This window comes from Nocardioides sp., from assembly GCF_030150155.1.
GTDB lineage: Bacteria > Actinomycetota > Actinomycetes > Propionibacteriales > Nocardioidaceae > Nocardioides.
In genome coordinates this window covers 150,163-170,290 of the sequence record NZ_JASLGR010000061.1, presented here as the reverse complement: position 1 = coordinate 170,290, position 20,128 = coordinate 150,163, and the positions used below count along the sequence as shown (strand labels likewise).

Genomic DNA, 20,128 nt, shown 5'->3' with positions numbered 1-20,128 from the left:
GACCGGGGCGAGAGTGTTGCCGGCTTCGACTTCGGCGACGGGTGAGTCGGGGGTGAGGTGGACGTAGGTGTGCACCACCCGCGTCACGACCACCTCCGACGTCCCTGAACCGGCTATACCGGCGAGGTGGCGCCGCGCGATCACCCCGACTGCCTTGGCGCGGCGGATGTCCAACGGCTCGGGCTCAGACCCCTCATCCGCCCCTGCAAGTTCGGCGGCGACCTCCTGGATCGCTGCCTCGAAGTCAGCAGCATCGGCGGCGTCCAGGCGGCCGAACACATCGGCCAGGCCGTCGGGCTGCCCGGTCCCGGAGATGTTGATCGACCGGCCCTCCGCTGCCGCCCTCGCGCGGGCCACAGCTGCGTCGGGGTCACTGAGGATCTCGGCCAGGACGACCATGCGTCGGAGGCGGGCCATCCCGACCCGATGGGCGATCGGGGCGATGGCCTCGTCGACGTACCGCGCACCCTCGGCCGGGACACCGCGCAGCGTCGCGGCGACCTGACGGGCACGCCACACCTCAACCCGACCTTCTCGGACGGCAGCCAGAGTCTCGGGGAACCGCCACGCCAGGTCCCACACATCAGCCAGATAGGCCAGTGCAGCGCGGGGGCTCATCTGAGCGAACGCAGCGAACTCGGCCACTGCTTCCTCCCCGATGCGAGGACAGCCGTCACCACCGACGGGCATCTCCAGGCCGTACCGCTGCTCAGCAGGCTCAGCGTCGGCCACCACGGTGAGCCAGCGAATCGCCTTGTCCAGGGCCTTGACCTCGCGACGGCGGGCCTTGGCCTGGTCCACACGCCAGCCCTCCAACAGTGCCTCAGCACTGCTGGTCACGGGCTCCGAGCCACTCGACTTCATGCCCATCACAGTATGGGAAGCCACCGACAAAAGCTGACCTCCTTCTGCTCCCTGGTTGGCGCAGGATGCGACGACGGGAGAGGGGCTGGCCGATCGCGAAGCCGATGATCATGACGGCGACGCTGGCCGTGATCGCCCACCGCCCGCGGCGCAGGATCCGTCGCGCCGCTTCGGTCTCTCGTGCGGCGCCCTGACCGATCGGGGCACCGAGGGCGAGCTCGGCGCTCGTCTCTGCACGCATGGATCCCTCCCGGCTGCACGGCCAGCTGATCCTGCCAGAAGCAGTCGGCGCCCGGCCGGAGGCGTCCGAAAAAAGCCCGCAAGTGGGGGGCTGCGCTCTTGGCTACTCGCGGGTAACGTCTGTGCGGTGACTCACACCTCGGCTGGCACTGGCGCTCCTGACGTCGACGTCCTCATCATCGGGGCCGGGCTGTCCGGCATCGACGCGGCGGCGAGCCTGCTGCGCAACAACAAGGACCGCTCGGTGGCGATCCTGGAGGCGCGTGACGCATTGGGCGGCACCTGGGACCTGTTCAAGTACCCGGGGATCCGGTCGGACTCCGACATGTTCACGTTCGCCTTCCGCTGGCGTCCGTGGGAGTCCGACACGACGCTGGCCGACGGGCCGCTGATCAAGGAGTACCTGACCACGGTCGCCGCTGAGGAGGGCGTCGACGACGTGATCCGCTACGGCCACCGGGTCACCGCGGCGAGCTGGGACTCGCGCACCGAGCTGTGGACGATCTCCGTGGAGGGTCCCGGTGTGGAGGGCGGCACCGGCACCATCACCACCCGGTTCCTGTGGAACTGCTCGGGCTACTACGACTACCACCAGGGCTTCCAGCCGACCTTCCCCGGCGTCGAGGAGTTCGAGGGCACCTTCCTGCACCCGCAGTTCTGGCCCGAGGACCTCGACTACACCGGCAAGAAGGTCGTCATCATCGGCTCCGGCGCGACCGCCGTCACCCTGGTGCCCGCGATGGCCAACTCCGGGGCCGAGCACGTCACGATGCTCCAGCGCACGCCGACGTACATCGTGTCGCGACCGGGCAAAGACCCGGTCGCGGGCGGCATGAAGAAGGTCCCGTTGGTGGGCCGGCTGCCGTTCAAGGGGGTCAGGGCGAAGGCGGCGCGCGAGGCGCTGCGCTGGGAGAACCTGGGCCTGAGCCTCGGGCTCTACCTCTTCGCCCAGCGCTTCCCGCAGCGCGCCCGCGCCTTCATTCGCGACAGCCAGATCGGACAGCTCACCGCCCGGGAGGGTGGCCAGGGGTTCACCCGCGAGGAGGCGACCGCCTTCGTCGACAAGCACCTCAACCCGCCGTACGACCCGTGGGACCAGCGGCTGTGCGCGGTGCCCGACGGCGACCTGTGGCGGGTGATCCGCAACGGCTCGGCGACCATCGTCACCGACCACATCAAGACCCTGACCCCGACCGGGATCGAGCTCGAGTCCGGCGAGACCCTCGAGGCCGACATCATCGTCAGTGCGACGGGCCTCAACATCAAGCTCTTCGGCGGTGCCGACATCACCGTCGACGGCGAGAAGATCGACCCCGGCGAGACCACCGCCTACCTCGGCACGATGCTCACCCACGTGCCGAACTTCGCCTTCACGATCGGCTACATCAACGCCTCCTGGACGCTCAAGGCCGACCTGGTCTCGGCCTGGGTGAGCAACCTGCTCAGCGACATGACCGAGCACGGCCACACCGTCGTCCGCGTCACCGAGCCCGCCCAGGCCGGGTCGCGGCCGCTGATGGACATGAAGTCGGGCTACCTGCTGCGCGGCGCGCCGGGGATGCCCCGGCAGGGTGACCACGGTGCCTACCAGGCGAAGCAGAACTACTTCATCGACATGCGCCGGATGGCCCCCGGCGACGTGCACTCCGACGGGCACCTCGCCTTCGGCTGACGCTCACAAGGCGGGGTCAGGGGGCGACGGCTGCCAGCGCCTCGCGGCAGACCTGGATCGCGGGAGCGTTCGCCAGTGCCGCCCGGGTCGAGGTGAAGACCTCGCGGTGCGGGTCGCCGGGCAGGTCGACCCAGCGCACCTGGGGGGCGCGCCGCACGCTCATCAGGCCGGGCAGGATCGCGACCGCGACGCCGGTCTCGACCAGCGCGATGTGCGCCTCCAGGTCGTCGGTCTCGAACCGTACGTCGGGCTCGAACCCGGCCTCCCGGCAGGCATGCTCGGCCCAGGTCCGTGAGGCCGCCCCGCGCGGCTCCATCACCCAGGGGATCGCGGCCGCGTCGGCCAGCGAGGTGATCGCCGCGTGCTCGTCACCGGGACGGACCGCGAGCCGGAGCAGGTCGGTGGTCAGCGGCGCCCGGTCGAGGTCGGCGTGCAGCGGGGCGGGATGATGCGGGTACTGCTGCGCGATGACCAGGTCGAACTCGCTCGAGCGTGCCTCCAGCAGTGCCTCCTCGGGCAGTCGCTGCGACATCGTCACCTTCAGCCGCGGGTGCTCGGTGGCCAGCCGGGTGAGCAGCTGCGGCATGAACGCCAGCGCGGCGGACTGGAAGGCCGCGATGTGGACGGTCCCCGAGACCTCCCCATCTTCGGCGGCCAGTGCTGCGACGTCGGCCTCGGCACGCTCCAGGAGCGCCAGGATCTCGCCGGTGTGTTCGACGAGCCGCTCGGCGGCCGGGGTGAGCTCGACCCGCCGCCCGACCTTGCGCAGCAGCTTGGTGCCGACCTCCCGCTCCAGCAGCCCGAGCTGCTGGGAGACCGAGGACGGGCTCTGGTGCAGCACGTCGGCGACCTCGCTCAGGGTGCCGTGCAGGGAGAGCTCGCGGAGCAGTCGGAGGCGGCGTACGTCGAGCATGGCAGCACCCTAGCAAAGGGTAAGCAAACCCGAACGTTATCGGTCGGAAAACATCGCTTTACGTGACCTGTTCGGCGGGGAGATGATCGCTCTATGAGTGAGTCTGCTGTGAACCCCGCTGCGGTGATGACCGCGCCGATCCTGGGCGAGGAGTGCCTGCCCGAGGTGGAGGCCCTCGTCCGGGCCTGGCTGGAGTCTGCGTCCACGAAGCCCGTGCACGCCTCGGCACGCCGCCTGGCCGACGTACTCAAGGACGACGCGGGCCTCGACTTCACCGTCGGCTTCGTCGACCGGGTGATCCGCCCCGAGGACCTGGGCGTCGCCGCCCGCGCCCTGCGCGAGCTCACGCTGTGCACCCCGGAGTTCCTGCCCTGGTATCAGCGCGGTGCGCTCAAGGCCGGCTCCGGCCTCTCCCGCGTCGCCCCCGGCGTCGTCATCCCGGTCGCGCGCCGCGTGCTGCGCCGGATGGTCGGCCACCTCCTGATCGACGCCACCGACTCCAAGCTCGGCGCCCAGATCTCCCGCCTGCGCGAGCGCGGCGTCGGCCTCAACATCAACCTGCTCGGTGAGGCAGTGCTCGGTGACGCCGAGGCCGCCCGCCGCCTGGCCGGCACCCGCACCCTGCTCGAGCGCCCCGACGTCGACTACGTCTCGGTCAAGGTCTCCGCCGTGATCGCGCCGCACTCGGCCTGGTCCTACGACCAGGCCGTCGCCCACGTCGTCGACGAGCTGCTGCCGCTCTACCGGTACGCCGCCACCGAGACCGCTGCGGGCCGGCGCAAGTTCATCAACCTCGACATGGAGGAGTACCACGACCTCGACATCACCATCGAGGTCTTCCAGCGCATCCTCGACCGCGAGGAGATGCTGAACCTCGAGGCCGGGATCGTGCTGCAGGCCTACCTCCCGGACGCCCTCGGCGCGATGATCCGGATCCAGGAGTGGTCCGCGGCCCGTGTCGCCCGCGGTGGCGCGCCGGTCAAGGTCCGCCTGGTCAAGGGCGCCAACCTCCCGATGGAGCGGGTGCAGAGCTCGCTGTACGGCTGGCCGGTGGCGACCTGGGGCTCCAAGCAGGACTCCGACACCTCCTACAAGCAGGTGCTCAACTACGCGCTCACCCCCGAGCGCGCCGCCAACGTCCGGCTCGGCGTCGCCGGACACAACCTCTTCGACGTGGCCTACGCCTGGACCCTGGCCGGTCGCCGTGGGGTCCGGGACCGGATCGAGATCGAGATGCTGCTGGGCATGGCCGAGGGCCAGGCCGAGGCGGTCCGCGAGACCCTCGCTGCCGAGGGCGCCGGGCTGCTGCTCTACGTCCCGGTGGTGCACCCGCGCGACTTCGACGTCGCGATCTCCTACCTGGTGCGCCGCCTGGAGGAGGGCGCCAGTACCGACAACTTCATGTCCGCCGTCTTCGACCTGTACGCCGAGATGAACACCCGCGGCGGGCTCTACGAGCGGGAGCGGGGTCGGTTCGTGGCCGCGCTGCGTGCCGTCACCGACGTCGTCGCCGGACCGAACCGCACCCAGGACCGGCGCCGCCCGGTGCACGCCCTGGAGCGGGCCCCACACGACCCGGCCGCCGGCTTCGCCAACGTGCCCGACACCGACCCGTCGCTGCCGGCCAACCAGGCCTGGGGCCGCGACATCACCGCCCGGATCGCCGGCTCCCAGCTCGGCGTCGACCTGGTCGCCGCCTATTCGCTGACCGAGGTCGCCCAGGTCGAGGCCGTCCTGGCCGAGGCCACCGAGGCCGGTCGCGCCTGGGCCGCCCGCCCCGCCGCCGAGCGGGCCGCGATCCTGCGCGCTGCCGCGATCGAGTTCGAGAACCGCCGTGCCGACCTGCTCGAGGTCGCCGGCAGCGAGTGCGGCAAGACCCTCGACCAGGGCGACCCCGAGGTCTCCGAGGCGATCGACTTCCTCACCTACTACGCCGAGCTCGCCGAGGGCCTCGACGCCGTCGACGGCGCCCGCCCGGTGCCGGTCGGGCTGACCGTGGTCACCCCGCCGTGGAACTTCCCGGTCGCGATCCCGACCGGTGGCGTCGCCGCCGCCCTGGCCGCCGGGTCGGCCGTTGTGATCAAGCCCGCCCCGCAGGCCGCCCGGTGTGGCTCGCTGCTCACCCAGATCCTGTGGGAGGCCGGCGTACCGCGTGAAGTGCTCCGCCTGGTGCACGTGCCCGAGAACGAGGCCGGTCAGGCCCTGGTCGCCTCGCCGCTGGTGGGTCGCCTGATCCTGACTGGTGCCTTCGAGACCGCCGCGCTCTTCCGTCGCTTCCGCGCCGACCTGCCGCTGCTGGCCGAGACCTCGGGCAAGAACTCGATCGTGATCACCCCCGACGCCGACCTCGACCTCGCGGTCAAGGACCTGGCCTACTCCGCCTTCGGTCACGCCGGCCAGAAGTGCTCGGCGGCCTCGCTCGGCATCCTGGTCGGCTCGGTCGCCACCTCCGAGCGCTTCCGGCACCAGCTCGTCGACGCCGTTTCGTCGCTGACCGTCGGCCTGCCGAGCGACCCGACCACGCAGATGGGTCCGCTGATCGAGCCTGCCGCCGGCAAGTTGCTCAGCGCCCTCACCACCCTGGCTCCCGGCGAGTCCTGGCTGGTCCAGCCCCGCCAGCTCGACGAGACCGGTCGACTGTGGAGCCCGGGCGTCAAGACCGGCGTCAAGCGCGGTTCGGAGTTCCACCGCACCGAGTACTTCGGTCCGGTGCTCGGCCTGATCACCGCGGACTCCCTGGAGGAGGCGATCGCGATCCAGAACGAGACCGACTACGGCCTCACCGCCGGTCTGCACTCGCTGGACCGCGAGGAGATCGAGACCTGGATCGCCACGGTCGAGGCGGGGAACGCCTACGTCAACCGGTCGACCGTCGGCGCCGTCGTACGCCGGCAGCCGTTCGGTGGCTGGAAGCGCTCGGCCGTCGGTGCCGGGACGAAGGCCGGTGGCCCGAACTACCTGATCGGGCTGAGCGACTGGGAGTCGGCCCCGGCCACCCGGACCGCGCCGGTGACCGGCGCTGCCGCTGCGCTGCTGGCTGCGGCGGCCGAGCGCGGACTGGACCCCGAGGGACGCCTGGCGCGCTCGCTCGGCTCCGACGCCGCCGCCTGGGCCGATGAGATCGGTGTGGTCCGCGACGTCTCGGGTCTGCTCGCCGAGCAGAACCACTTCCGCTACCTGCCGGTGCCGGTCACGGTGCGGTTCGAGGGCGGCTCCGAGACCGACCTGCTCCGCGTCGTCGGGGCGGGCCTGACTGCGGGCGCGCCGCTGACGGTCTCGCTGGCCACCCCGCTGAGCGCCGACGGTGCCGCAGCCCTGGCGCGGTCCGGCGTCGTCCCGGTCACCGCCGACGCTGCGCAGTGGGCCCGCACGCTGACCGGCGCCGATGCGCCCCACCGGGTGCGTCTGATCGGTGGCAGCCGGGAGGTGTTCGCCGCCGCCAGCGAGGGTCGTGCCGACGTGGCGCTCTACGCCCAGCCGGTGCTCGAGGCCGGTCGGATCGAGCTGCTGACCTTCGTGCACGAGCAGGCGGTCGCCGTCACGGCGCACCGCTTCGGCTCCCCGACGTCCCTGGTCGAGGGCCTGCTCTGAGCATGGTGTGAGTGTCTGGACGGTCCCTAGGTCGTCCAGACACTCACACCGCGGGTGCTAGCGTCCCGGCCATGAATGAGCGGTACACCGTCGACGTACTGGCCGATCTGACCGGCCACACGGTGCGCAACATCCGCTACTACACCGGTCTCGGACTGGTGCCCTCGCCGACGCGGGAGGGCCGGATCGCCGTGTACGGCGCCCACCATCGCGCTCGACTGGAGCTGATCACCGCCCTCCAGGAGCACGGGTTCACCCTGGAGGCGATCGGCCGCTACCTGGAGCGCCGCGGTGCCGGGGCCAGCGTCGAGGACCTGGCGATGCAGCGCGCCATGATCACGTCGTGGACCAGTGACTCACCCGAGGACGTCCAGGTCCGGATCGGGCGGGAACTGCGTGAGCTCGGCCTGCCGCGTGATGCCCTGGAGGCCGCGCACCAGGCCACCACTCGGCACATGGCCGAGCTGGCCGGGGAGCTCGACGAGATCTTCCACGCTCAGATCCTCGACGTCTTCACCGCCTCCCATCCCGACGACGACGCCGAGGCCCGGCGCGCCGAGGGCCTGCCCCGGCTGCGGGACCTGACCGTCGAGGCGGTGGTGGTCGCCTTCCAGGACGCGATGAACGACGTCATCTCGCGCTCGTTGGGTGCGGTGCCGACCGAGCGCTAGGACGCGTGCATCGGTGATGCCGACTGTCGGGCCCTTGACCTTGACAGTTCTGGTGTCATGATTGGTGCATGGCTGAAGCTTTCATCTACGACCACCTCCGCACGCCCCGCGGCCGTGGCAAGAAGAATGGGGCGCTGCACGAAGTGAAGCCGGTCGACCTGGTCGCCGGACTGCTCGATGAGACCCAGAAGCGGAACCCGACCCTCGACACCAACCGGATCGACGACATCGTCCTCGGCGTCGTCACCCCGATCGGTGACCAGGGGATGGACATCGCCCGCACCGCGGCGATCGTCTCCGGGATGCCGCAGACCGTCGCCGGCGTCCAGCTCAACCGGTTCTGCGCCTCGGGCCTGGAGGCCGTCAACCAGGCTGCCGCCCGCGTCCGCTCCGGCTTCGAGGACCTGATCATCGCCGGTGGCGTGGAGTCGATGAGCCGGGTCGCGATGGGCACCGACGGTGGCGCCTGGGCGCAGGACCCGGCCACCAACCTCGCCTGCGACTTCATCCCGCAGGGCATCGGTGCCGACCTGATCGCCAGCCTCGAGGGCTTCACCCGCACCGACGTCGACCGGGTCGCCGCCGAGTCGCACGCCCGCGCCGACGCCGCCTGGAAGGCCGGCTACTACGACAACGCCGTCGTCCCGGTCTACGACCGCAACGGCGTCCTCGTCCTCGACCACGACGAGCTGATCCGTCCCGGCACCACGGTCGAGTCCCTGGCCGGACTGCGCCCCTCGTTCGAGGCCCAGGGCCGCGACGGCGGGTTCGATGAGGTAGCGCTGGCCAAGTACCACTGGATCGAGTCGATCACCCACGTCCACCACCCCGGCAACTCCTCGGGCGTCGTCGACGGTGCCGCGCTGATGGTGATCGGCAACGAGGCGGTCGGTCGCGACTACGGCCTCACCCCGAAGGCCAAGATCATCTCCACCGCCGTGATCGGCTCCGAGCCGACCATCATGCTGACCGGCCCCGCGCCCGCGGCCCGCAAGGCGCTCGCCAAGGCCGGCCTCGGTGTCGACGACATCGACCTGTGGGAGATCAACGAGGCCTTCGCCGCCGTAGCGCTGCGCTTCATGAAGGACATGGGCATCGGCCCCGAGGTCACCAACGTCAACGGTGGCGCGATCGCGATGGGCCACCCGCTCGGCGCCACCGGCGCCATCATCCTGGGCACGCTCGTCGACGAGCTCCAGCGCCAGGGCAAGCGCCGCGGCCTCGCCACGCTCTGCGTCGGCGCGGGCATGGGCATCGCCACCATCGTCGAGCTCGTCTAAGGAAATCTGATGACTGAATCTGCAGTGAAGTACGAGCGCGACGCCGACGGCGTCGTCACCCTCACCCTCGACGACCCGACCCAGTCCGCCAACACCATGAACGAGGCCTACAAGGCCGGCATGGGCGCGGCCATCGATCGGCTGTACGCCGACCACGAGACCGACCCGATCACCGGCGTGATCATCGCCAGCGCGAAGAAGACCTTCTTCGCCGGCGGTGACCTCAAGCGGATGATGCCGGTCCGCGCGGAGAACGCCGACCAGATCTTCGAGGAGGTCGAGTCGATGAAGGCGACGCTGCGTCGCCTCGAGCTCTTCCCGCGCCCTGTCGTCGCCGCGATCAACGGCGCCGCCCTGGGTGGCGGCCTGGAGATCACCCTGGTCGCCAACCACCGGATCGCCGCCGAGGGCCGCTACGACCTGGGCCTGCCCGAGGTCAGCCTCGGCCTGCTGCCCGGCGGTGGCGGCGTCACCCGCACGGTGCGGATGTTCGGCATCGTCACCGCCCTGACCGAGATCCTCGGCCAGGGCACCCGGTTCAAGCCCGAGGCCGCCCAGGCCAAGGGTCTGGTCGACGAGGTCGTCCCGGCCGCGGAGCTGCTCGACCGGGCCCATGCCTGGGTGCTGGCCAACGCCGAGGTCGAGGGCGCCGGCTCCCAGCCGTGGGACAAGCCGGGCTACAAGATCCCCGGCGGCTCGCCGTCCTCGCCGTCGCTGGCGGCGTTCCTGCCCGCCCTCGCGCCGATCCTGCGCAAGCAGATCAAGCAGACCGACATGCGCGCCCCCAAGGCGATCCTGTCGGCCGCCGTCGAGGGTGCTCAGGTCGACTTCGACACCGCCTCGCGGATCGAGTCGCGCTACTTCGTCTCGCTGGTCACCTCCCAGCAGGCGAAGAACATGATCCAGGCCTTCTTCTTCGACCTGGGCTCGATCAACTCCGGCGCTCTGCGGCCGGCCGGCGTGCCGACGTACAAGCCGACGAAGGCGGTCGTGCTGGGCGCCGGGATGATGGGTGCGGGCATCGCCTACGTGCTGGCCCGCGCCGGTGTCGAGGTCGTGCTCAAGGACGTGTCTGCTGAGGCGGCCGAGCGCGGCAAGGCCTACACCGAGGGGCTCAACGCCAAGGGTGTCGCCCGCGGCAAGCTGACCGAGGAGAAGGCCGCCGAGCTGCTCGGCCGGATCACCGCGACCGCCGACCCGGCGGCCGCCGCCGGTGCCGACCTGGTGGTCGAGGCCGTCTTCGAGGACGTCGCCCTCAAGCAGACGGTCTTCAACGAGATCACGCCGTTCCTGGCCGAAGGGGCGCTGCTGTGCTCCAACACCTCGACGCTGCCGATCACCGAGCTGGCCAAGGGGCTCGACGGTGCCGATGCGGCGTCGCGGTTCATCGGGCTGCACTTCTTCTCGCCCGTCGACAAGATGCCGCTGGTCGAGATCATCCGCGGTGGCGACACCTCCGATGAGACCCTGGCTCGCGCGTACGACGTCGTCCAGGCGATCCGCAAGACGCCGATGATCGCCCACGACTCGCGGGGGTTCTACACCTCGCGGGTGATCGGGACGGTGATCCAGGAGGGTCTGCAGATGCTCGCCGACGGCGTGCACCCCTACTCGATCGAGCGCGCCGCCACCCAGGCCGGCTACCCGGTCGGGCCGCTCCAGCTCGCCGACGAGCTCAACCTCCAGCTGATGGTGAAGATCGCCGCCACCACCCGCGAGGCGGCCGGGGTGAGCGAGCTGACCACGATCGAGAAGGTCGCCGGTGCCCTGATCGACGCGGGCCGGGCGGGCAAGCTCGCCGGGGCGGGGTTCTACGACTACGTCGACGGCAAGCGCGGCTCGATCTGGTCCGGCCTGGCCGACCTGTTCCCGGCTGCGCAGGTGCAGCCGGAGATGGCCGACCTGCGTGACCGGCAGATGTTCATCGAGGCGCTGGAGACGGCGAAGACCTTCGAGGAGGGCGTCGTCACCTCGGCGGCGCACGCCAACATCGGCTCGATCTTCGGCATCGGCTTCCCGGCGCTGACCGGTGGTGCGGCGCAGTTCATCACCGGGTACGACGCTGCCGACGGCTCGCACGGCATCGAGGCGTTCCTCGTCCGGGCCGACGAGCTGGCCGCCCGCTATGGCGAGAGGTTCGCGCCGACGGCGTACCTGCGGGAGATGGCGGCCAAGGGCGAGTCCTTCCCCGCCTGAGATCCGGCTCCACCACCGCCGAATTCCGGGTTCGCCACGCGCGAGATCCGGGTTCGCCACCGGTGAGATCCGGGTTCGCCACGCATCACCCACGTAGCGCCAGGGGGCGCTCCGGTTTAGGCCGGGGCGCCCCCTTCGCCGTACTCTGACAACGCAGCCGGTCCAGTCTTGCCTTCGGCTGCCACTCTGCGATCGGCCGTCACGGCATCGATCATGAGGCCGGAATCCCTCCGGCTCCCGCCACCGATCGGTGGCGATCCCTGGCGAGACATGCCAGATGTGAGAACACTCTTGTCTTCAGTTGTGAAGGGTTTCGCCGAGTTCGGCGTGCCCGCAGAAATCGTCAGCGCCCTCACCGAGCGCGGCATCATCGACCCCACCCCGATCCAGGCGGCGACCCTCGCCGACAGCCTGGCCGGGCGTGACGTGCTCGGTCGTGGCCGCACCGGCTCCGGCAAGACGTACGCCTTCCTCATTCCGCTCGTCGCGCGCCTCGTCGCGTCGGGCCGCAAGGCCGGCGTCTACCAGCCCCGCGGCCTCATCCTGGCCCCGACGCGTGAGCTCGTCGGCCAGATCAAGGAGTCGCTGGAGCCGCTGGCCCAGGCCTACGGCCTCACCATGCAGACCGTCTTCGGCGGCGTCGGCCAGAACCCGCAGGTCACCGGCCTGCGCAAGGGCGCCGACATCGTGCTCGCCTGCCCCGGCCGGCTCGAGGACCTGATGGGTCAGGGCTACGCCGACCTCTCCTCGGTCGAGGTCACCATCCTCGACGAGGCCGACCACATGGCCGACCTCGGCTTCCTCCCGGGCGTCAAGCGGATCCTGTCCAAGACCCCGAAGGGCTCGCAGCGGCTGCTCTTCAGCGCGACCCTGGACAACGGCATCAACGTGCTGGTCAAGCAGTTCCTGGCCAACCCGGTCACCCACGAGGCCGACTCCGCGCAGTCGCCGGTCGTCACGATGGAGCACCACGTGCTGCACCTGGCCGCCCGTGACCACCGCCTCGCGGTGCTGTGCGACCTGGCCTCCGCGCCCGGGCGCACCGTCGTCTTCACCCGCACCAAGCACGGCGCGAAGGCCCTGGCCCGCCAGCTCAACTCCAACGGCATCCCGTCGGTCGACCTGCACGGCAACCTGTCGCAGAACGCCCGTACCCGCAACATGGAGGCCTTCCACTCCGGCGCCGCCACGACGCTGGTCGCCACCGACATCGCAGCGCGCGGCATCCACGTCGACGACGTCGCCCTGGTCATCCACGCCGACCCGCCGGCCGAGCACAAGGCCTACCTGCACCGCTCGGGTCGTACCGCTCGCGCCGGTGCGTCGGGCACCGTCGTCACCCTGATGACGTCGGACCAGGTCAAGGACGTCCGCGACCTGACCCGTGCCGCCGGGATCAAGCCGGCGATCACCCGGATCGACGGCGTCGGCGCCCCGATCCTCACCGAGATCGCCCCCGGCGAGCGCACCCGTCCGGGTGCCTACGTCCCCGAGGCGGCCACGCAGCCGGCCCGTCGCGAGACCGGCGACCGTGAGAGCACCCGCAAGTCGCGCCCCGGCAGCCGCGCGCGCAAGCGCCAGGCAGCAGAAGCCGCCGGCACGGGTACGTCGGCCGGCGCAGGCGCTCAGCCGAAGTCCGGCAACGGCGGCCAGCGTCGACGTACCGGCTCGGGGCAGGGCCAGCAGCGCTCGGCCCAGGGTCAGGGTGGCGCCCGCTCCGGCGGCCAGGGCGGTTCCCGCTCGGGTGGTCAGGGTGGCTCGCGCTCGGGCGGTCAGGGTGGTTCCCGTCCCGCCGGTCGCTCGGGTCGCGGTAACGGCGGCGGGCGCACTCGCTCGGCTGCCGACTTCAGCGCCGGCCGCTGACTTCCGGGTTCGCCACGTGTGAGATCCGGGTTCGCCACGCGCGAGATCCGGGTTCACCACCGTCGACTTCCGGGTTCGCCACGCGAACCTCTGAATGATTCAGGATCCCGTCCCGCATTCGTGCGGGGCGGGATTCGTCGTTCCCGGGGTGTGCCGTGGCGGTGGTGAACCCGGAAGTCGACGGTGGTGAACCCGGATGTGGGCGGTGGTGAACCCGGAAGTCGGCTAGCGGGAGAGGAACGCCGTCATCGCCTCGTGCGCCTCGGGGCTGTCGAACAGGCGTGCCGACAGGGCGGCGACCTCCTCGCCCCGGGCGTCGAAGCCGGCCAGGATCGAGGCGTTCAGCAGGCCCTTGGTCTCGCGCAGGCCCTGGAGCGCGCCGGTGATCAGCTCGGCGACGACCTCGCTCACCGCGGCGTCGAGGGTGTCGGCGGGGACGACCCGCGTCACCAGGCCGTACGCCGCCGCCTCGGTCGCCCCGAACTTCGCACCGCTCAGGAACGTCAGGCCCGCGGCCCGCGACGTCATCCGGGGCAGCACCGTGAGCGAGATGGCGGCCGCGGCAAGGCCGAGCTTGACCTCGGTGAGCTGGAAGTTCGCGGCGTCGGAGGCGATCACGATGTCGGCGGCCGCGACCAGGCCGGTGCCCCCGGCGCGGACCGGGCCCCGCAGCGCGACCACGACCGGCGTGGGCAGCTCCAGGATCAGTCGCTGCAGCGCCACGATCGCGCGGGCGCCCTCGAGCATCGGCGTCGTCGAGGCCTCGGACAGGTCCGCACCCGAGCAGAACACCCGGTCGGCGCTGGTCAGCACGATCGCGCGTACCGACTCATCGGCGGCAGCGGCCGTGAGGTGCGCCGACAGCTCACTGACGAGCTGCCGGGAGAGCGCGTTGCGGTTGTGCGGGGAGTCGAGCGTGATCGTGGCGACGCCGTCGAGGGCGGCGTAGTGGACCAGTTCAGTCGGCATCGACCCAGTATCAAGGAGAACGCGGACCCGAGGAAGGGAAAGCGTGAGGGCCCACCGGATCCGCTCCCGAGCGGCGGACCCGGCAGGCCCTCTGGGTGGGGTGGTGCTGCCCGAACGGGCAGCACCACCCCGACGGGTGTTACTTGATCGGCTTCGCCACCACGACCTGGTTGCGGGTGTAGTGGAACCGGCCGCCGCCGAGCTGGACCTTGCCGGTGCAGCTGATCAGGACCAGGCGGTGGGCTCCCGTGGTGGAGAAGAACCGGGTCGGCACACCGGCACCGGCCTTGCGGGAGTAGGTCGACGTGCTGGTCACCTTGAACCGGTACGTCGTGCCGCCCTGCACGACCGAGATGATCTGGCCGCGCTTGGCCTTCGACAGCTTGTAGAAGGCGCCGGCCCGGTCGTACTTGTCGGAGACGTGCCCGACGATCACGGTGGTGCCGACGACGTCACCCAGGCCGGCGGAGCGACCGATGATGCCGAGGGTGGCGACGTTGGACGGGATCTCGACCTTGTTCCGGCTGATCCCGACCGGGGTGGCGGTGGCCTTCGCGCCGATCGCCTGGTAGCTCAGCCGCGCGGTGTTGACGGCCGAGGCCACGGTGCGGGCGACGTCGCGGATGAACGAGTACTCGATGCCCGAGTAGCCGGCCTCCACGATCGGGTGCCCGTACGTCGGCTTGTGCACGAGGGTGGTCTCGCTGGCCAGACCACACCGGTGCGTGGTGGCCTCGTTCTTGGCGTCGGCCGAGGTCGAGGCGACCCAGGTGTAGTAGCCGGCGACCTTCACCGTCACGGCCGGGCTCGTCTGGGTGCCGTTGCGCGGGGTGAAGTGACGCGTGGCGACGAGCTTGGCCGGCTGGCAGGTCGCGGCCGCCCGGGAGGCGTACGGACCGTAGAGCCGGACGGTGCCCTGCGAGGTGCCACCGGCGGTGAAGTTCCGCAGCGTGATCTTGTCGCGCAGCGGCGAGCCGACGGTGACGCGGGCCGCGGAGGTCCGGGTCGTGATCGTCGGAGCGTTCTTCAGCGGGATCACGACGACCTTGGAGTTGGTCACCGGACCGAAGGTGGTGGCCAGGGTGGTGGCGTCGATCGTGACCGTCCGGGAGCCGGTGGCCTTGATGTAGCCGGCCGGGGCCTTGGTCTCGGACAGCGTGTAGCTGCCCCAGGCCAGACCGCTGACCTTGAACGCACCCGCGGCCGGGTCCTCGTCGCCGCTGCCGTTGTCGGTGATGGTGGCGGCGTACCCGCCCGGGCCGGTCAGCGACCAGACCGAGCCGGCCAGCGCCTTCCCGCTCGGGTCGGACTTGGTCCACGTCACGCTGCCCGGGGTCGGGGCGTTGACGATCGCGCCGACGGCACCGTGCAGCGCCGTCGCACCGATGCTGACGGTGTGCACCGTCGGGTCCAGCACGTAGCCGGTCGGGGCGGTGGTCTCGGTCAGCGTGTAGCTGCCCCAGTCCAGGCCGGTGACCTTGAGCGCGCCGTCGGCCGGGTCGGCGTCGAGCGGGCCGTTGTCGGCCACGGTCGTGCCGGTCGGGTACGACGGTCCGGTCAGGGTCCACTCCGAGCCCGCGAGCGCGGCGCCGCCGGCGTCGGTCTTGGACCAGGTCAGGTCACCGGGGATCGGCGTGTTGGCGATCGCTCCGACGTCGATGCTCAGGTGGGTGGCGTCGAGCACGGCGGTGTACGTCGTCGAGCTCGGCGTGTAGCCGGTCGGAGCGGTCGACTCGGTCAGCGTGTAGCTGCCCCAGTCCAGGCCGGTGACCTTGAGCGCGCCGTCGGCCGGGTCGGCGTCGAGCGGGTCGTTGTCGACGATGGTGGTGCCGGTCGGGTAGGAGGGTCCGGTCAGGGTCCACTCCGAACCGGCCAGCGGGTAGCCGTGGCCGTCGGTCTTGGTCCAGACGATCTCCCCGGGGATCGGGGCGTCCTTGATCGCGCCGAGGTCGACGGCCAGGTGCGACCCGTCCACCGTCGCCGGGTGGCTGGTGGTGTCGAGCTGGTAGCCGGTCGGGGCGGTGGCCTCGGTCAGCGTGTAGCTGCCCCAGTCCAGGCCGGTGACCTTGAAGGCACCGTCGGCAGGGTCGGCGTCGAGCGGGCCGTTGTCGGCCACGGTCGTGCCGGTCGGGTACGACGGCCCGGTCAGGGTCCACGACGAGCCGGCCAGCGCGCTGCCGCCCTGGTCCGTCTTGGTCCAGGTCAGGGCACCGGGCTTCTCGATGATGCCCTGGTCGACGTCGAGGTCGGCGGTGTTGGCGCCCAGCGTGATCGTCCCGGTGACACCGGTGGTGGCGTCACCGTCGGAGTCGATCTTGTCGTTGGTACCGACCTTCTGGGTGGTGAAGGCGGTGCCGGCCGGCAGGCTGGCGGGCGCGAACGTGACGACGTACGAGCCGCTGGGAAGGTTGTCGAAGAGGTACTTCCCCGAGGCGTTGGTCGTCGTCGTGGCCGAGATCGTATTGCCGTCGACGTCGGTGCCGCTCAGCTTCACCGCGAAGCCCGCGACGCCGGGCTCGCCGGCGTCCTGCAGGCCGTTGCGGTTGGTGTCCCGCCAGACCGTGTCGCCCAGCGAGGAGCCGATCACGGTGACGGTCCGCGAGGCGGGGCCGACCGGCTGGCTGACGCCGGTGGCGTTGCCGGAGGTGACGTTGTCGTAGACGTCGTCGGCGCGGTTGTCGGCCGGCGTCTGGGTGATCATCGCGCGCAGCGTGTCGGTCGGCTTGAACTCACCGGGGCGCTGGAAGCGCAGGCCGGTGACCTGGGCCATCGTGCTCGGGCAGTCGGCGGTGGTGCCGTTGCCGGAGACAACAGTGCCGGTGCCGTCGGCGGCCGAGCACCACACCGTCGACCCGGAGGCCGCGTTGGTGGCGTCGGTCGGGTCCGAGTTCAGTGTGCTGGGCGTCGACTTCGTGTACAGGGTGGTGACGTTGGTCGCGGCCCCGGTCTGGAGACCGGCGCCCGTGCCCGTCGTCACGGTCACCGAGTTCAGCGTCAGCGTGCCGTGGAAGGACGTCCCGCCCAGGCCGTTGGCCGGCAGTACGTCGATCACGTCGGCGTTCGCCACGGTGGTCGGGTTGTTCAGGTTCGCGAAGGTGACGGTCCAGGTGAACTTCCGGGGGTGGGTGGCACCGCCCGGGTTCAGCTCGATGACGCCCTTGTCCACGGACTTGGAGATCTTGATGCCCGAGGGCACCGCGACCAGGATCTGTGCCTTGGCCGTGCGGGCAGCGAGCGACGAACCGTCGTCGGGGGAGCTGACCAGCGCGGTGTTGGTGTAGTCGACGACCGGGGCGGTGGTCGAGGTCGGCAGCGCGGTGTCGAGCAGCTCGGCGTCGTAGAGCACCGGGTCGATGGTCTTACCGATTTCGTTCATCCCCAGGTCCCACTTGATGTAGGTCCGGCCTGCGGGGCAGGTGATCTCGGAGCCCGCGGGGGCACCGGACTGGACGAGGATCGGCGTAATCGCGGCGCCGCTGGCCCGGTGCGAGGAGACGAACACCTCGTCGACGGGCAGGCAGTCCTCGACGTACACCTGGCTGAAGAGGCCGGCGTCGACGTCGGCGACGATGCTCGGGGCCAGGCGGTAGGTGACCGTGTCACCGGCGGTGTAGGAGGCACCGGAGGAGACCCAGGCGCCGGTGGTCTTGTTCTGCACCGACTTCTTCAGCCGTGCGGAGACCTTGCCCAGGATCAGCCGGTCGCCCTGGGTGCCACCGGTGGTGGTGCTGGCGTTGTAGCCGGAGTTGGACTTCTGGGTCGCGGCGTTGGAGACGACGTCATCCAGGGTGGTGATCTTCGGTAGGGCCGCGAAGCTTGCCCAGTTCGGCAGGATCGTGCCGACGGCGTCGGTGGAGACGACCTTCAGCGCGACGGCCATGTTGAACTGGAAGTAGTCGGTAGCCCGCGGAGCGATGTCGGTGAAGGACATCCGCACCCGGTTGATGCCCTGCCAGGAGCCGTCGACCAGGGTGGCGCCGGGCACGTCGGCCGGGCTGTCGGCCCAGGCGACGGCGGTGGAGCCGGAGTTGGTGCAGTCGGAGCTGGCGCCGTTGCCGGGGGTGGCGACGTAGCCGTACTGGACCTTCATGTTGCGCGGCGTCTGGCTGGTGATCGGCGTGCCGTCACCCCAGTAGCTCGCCCACACCGGATTGCCGTTGGAGGGCCGCTGGATCAGGGTCGAGGTCGCACCGGTGAAGGTGAAGGTCTCGGGCAGCTGGAGCTTGGTGGAGTCCCAGGTGTCGCAGACCTCGACGGTGTTGAGGAAGGAGTCGTCGCCGTTCGGCGGGATGCCGTGACGGGTGTAGGTCACCGCACTCAGCACGGTCTGGCCCTTGACCGCGACGGTGTTGCCGTCGCGCCAGGTGCCCGCGCCGGGCAGGCCCTCGAACTCGGGGTTGGGCGAGAAGCTGCTCGCGGGAGTGTTGCCGGGCTTGCCGGTGATGCCGACGAACGCCTTGGTGATACCGCCGGGGCCACCACGCTCGGCGCGAATGTTGAGGTCGCGACGGTTGTTGGCCGGGTCGGTCTCGATGGCTGGCTGACCGGTGACGCTGGTGGCATTGAGGTTGGTCAGGTTGTTGTGCGTGTTGAGGGCCCAGGTGCCGCCGTCGTCGATGCCGAGGTCCTTGACCGCCTGGAGCGGGACCTCGACCCGGATGTAGAGCGAGATGATCAGACCGAGGCTGGCGTCGAGCGCGTTGCCGTTGTGATCGGTGCTGGGCACGGTGTACGCCGTGGTGTCGGTGCCGGTCACGGTGATGCTGACCGGCTGTCCGGGCGCTGACTGGGTGCACTTCATCGTCCCGGAGTTACGCACCGAGTTGTCGGTGGTCGCGCCGGCAACCGTCATGGTCGCGTTGGGCAGCGCCCACGGGAACATGTACTGTCCGCCGCCGCATTCGGTGAAGCGAGGGGCGTACTTGGTGGTGGCGTTGGCGCCCGCGGCCGTCCACGCCGCCGAGGACGTCGTACCCGGGCCGTAGAAGACATCGGGGGAAAGATCGTCCGTGAAGGTGATCGGCGAGGCCAAGGGTGCTCCGCCCTTGCCTCCGCTGGGCACGCTCATCGTGATCGGGTAGGTCTGCAGCAGACAACTCTGGGTCTTGTCGAAGCTGCACACCGACCAACCGGTGCCGACTGGCCCTGACGTGTTGGAGGTCGAGGCAAGCCGCTTGGAGAGGTCCACCCGCGGTGCCGAGGAGACGGTGTGCTGCACCGTGGGCGTGGTCACAGCGGCGGTCACCTGGTCCGAGGTGACGTTCGCCGAGACCGGGCCGAGCACGGTGTTGTTCGGGACCTCGGGGCGGACCTTGCTGATGAACGGGTAGTTGCGCGAGGTGCCCTGGGTCTCGCCGGCCACGATGCAGACCACCGTCTGCTGCGGCAGCGTCGTCCACGAGGTGGCGGTCACCGGGACGGTCGGGGCGGGGAGGCTGGCCGGGGTGACCGAGGAGCCGCTCTTGCACCAGGCCGGGAGGCTGGTCAGCTCCTCGCCCCGGGGCAGGGTGAAGGTGATCGTCGGGTTGGTCTGGGCACCGCCCTCGTACCGGACGCCGACGTTGTAGGTGACGGTGTCGTTTGTCCGCACCACGTCGTTGCTGTCGTTGAGGTCCAGGCCGTTGGTGTCCGTCGCGCCTGCCGTCGTGTCGAACGGCGCTGTGCCGGTGGTCTGTGACAACGTGACGGTGAGTGCTTCACCTGCCGCATGAGCAGGTGCGCCCCACATCATCATGCCGACGGTCAGGGCACCGGTCACGGTCCCCGCCATCAGGCGTCGTTTCCAGCTTCCGATCACTGCATCCCCCAGAAAAAAGGCCCCAGCTGCTCGGTTGCAGCATGGGGACGTTGGTCCCTATGTAGGGAGTAA

The 20,128-nt window shown here is 70.6% G+C and carries 10 protein-coding genes; 6 read left to right on the top strand and 4 right to left on the bottom strand.

The features are described from left to right. On the bottom strand, positions 1-864 hold an 864-nt coding region (locus tag Q1V88_RS19450), incomplete at its 3' end, for a DUF222 domain-containing protein (RefSeq protein WP_300683652.1). A gap of 367 nt (positions 865-1,231) precedes the next feature. On the opposite strand from Q1V88_RS19450, the gene Q1V88_RS19445 reads away from it, so the two are divergent. Continuing rightward, positions 1,232-2,776, top strand: coding sequence for an NAD(P)/FAD-dependent oxidoreductase (locus Q1V88_RS19445; protein ID WP_300683650.1), 1,545 nt, complete (start codon positions 1,232-1,234; stop codon positions 2,774-2,776). Positions 2,777-2,792: 16 nt separating this feature from the next. Here Q1V88_RS19445 and Q1V88_RS19440 read toward each other — a convergent pair whose 3' ends face one another. Then, on the bottom strand, positions 2,793-3,689 hold the full coding sequence (locus tag Q1V88_RS19440; protein ID WP_300683649.1) for a LysR family transcriptional regulator: 897 nt from the start codon (positions 3,687-3,689) through the stop codon (positions 2,793-2,795). 93 nt (positions 3,690-3,782) lie between these two features. Between Q1V88_RS19440 and Q1V88_RS19435 the strand changes: the two genes are divergently transcribed. The 5 genes from Q1V88_RS19435 (at position 3,783) to Q1V88_RS19415 (ending at position 13,290) form a co-directional block, all read left to right on the top strand. After that, positions 3,783-7,280: a bifunctional proline dehydrogenase/L-glutamate gamma-semialdehyde dehydrogenase gene (locus Q1V88_RS19435; RefSeq protein WP_300683647.1), complete on the top strand. Its 3,498-nt coding sequence runs from the start codon at positions 3,783-3,785 to the stop codon at positions 7,278-7,280. Between the two features lie 71 nt (positions 7,281-7,351). Next, positions 7,352-7,951 carry a MerR family transcriptional regulator gene (locus Q1V88_RS19430; RefSeq protein WP_300683644.1) on the top strand — a complete coding sequence of 200 codons (600 nt, stop codon included), beginning with the start codon at positions 7,352-7,354 and terminating at the stop codon, positions 7,949-7,951. A 68-nt stretch (positions 7,952-8,019) separates the two neighbouring features. Then, entirely contained in the window at positions 8,020-9,231 is a 1,212-nt protein-coding gene (locus Q1V88_RS19425) for an acetyl-CoA C-acetyltransferase (protein WP_300683643.1), read from the top strand. Between the two features lie 9 nt (positions 9,232-9,240). Beyond that, positions 9,241-11,427: a 3-hydroxyacyl-CoA dehydrogenase NAD-binding domain-containing protein gene (locus tag Q1V88_RS19420; RefSeq protein ID WP_300683642.1), complete on the top strand. Its 2,187-nt coding sequence runs from the start codon at positions 9,241-9,243 to the stop codon at positions 11,425-11,427. A gap of 303 nt (positions 11,428-11,730) precedes the next feature. Continuing rightward, entirely contained in the window at positions 11,731-13,290 is a 1,560-nt protein-coding gene (locus Q1V88_RS19415; protein WP_366914110.1) for a DEAD/DEAH box helicase, read from the top strand. Between the two features lie 225 nt (positions 13,291-13,515). Here the strand turns inward: Q1V88_RS19415 and Q1V88_RS19410 are convergent, their stop codons facing one another. After that, positions 13,516-14,259 carry an enoyl-CoA hydratase-related protein gene (locus Q1V88_RS19410; RefSeq protein ID WP_300683639.1) on the bottom strand — a complete coding sequence of 248 codons (744 nt, stop codon included), beginning with the start codon at positions 14,257-14,259 and terminating at the stop codon, positions 13,516-13,518. A gap of 139 nt (positions 14,260-14,398) precedes the next feature. Continuing rightward, entirely contained in the window at positions 14,399-20,029 is a 5,631-nt protein-coding gene (locus Q1V88_RS19405; protein ID WP_300683637.1) for a SpaA isopeptide-forming pilin-related protein, read from the bottom strand. Between the last annotated feature and the right edge of the window lie 99 nt (positions 20,030-20,128).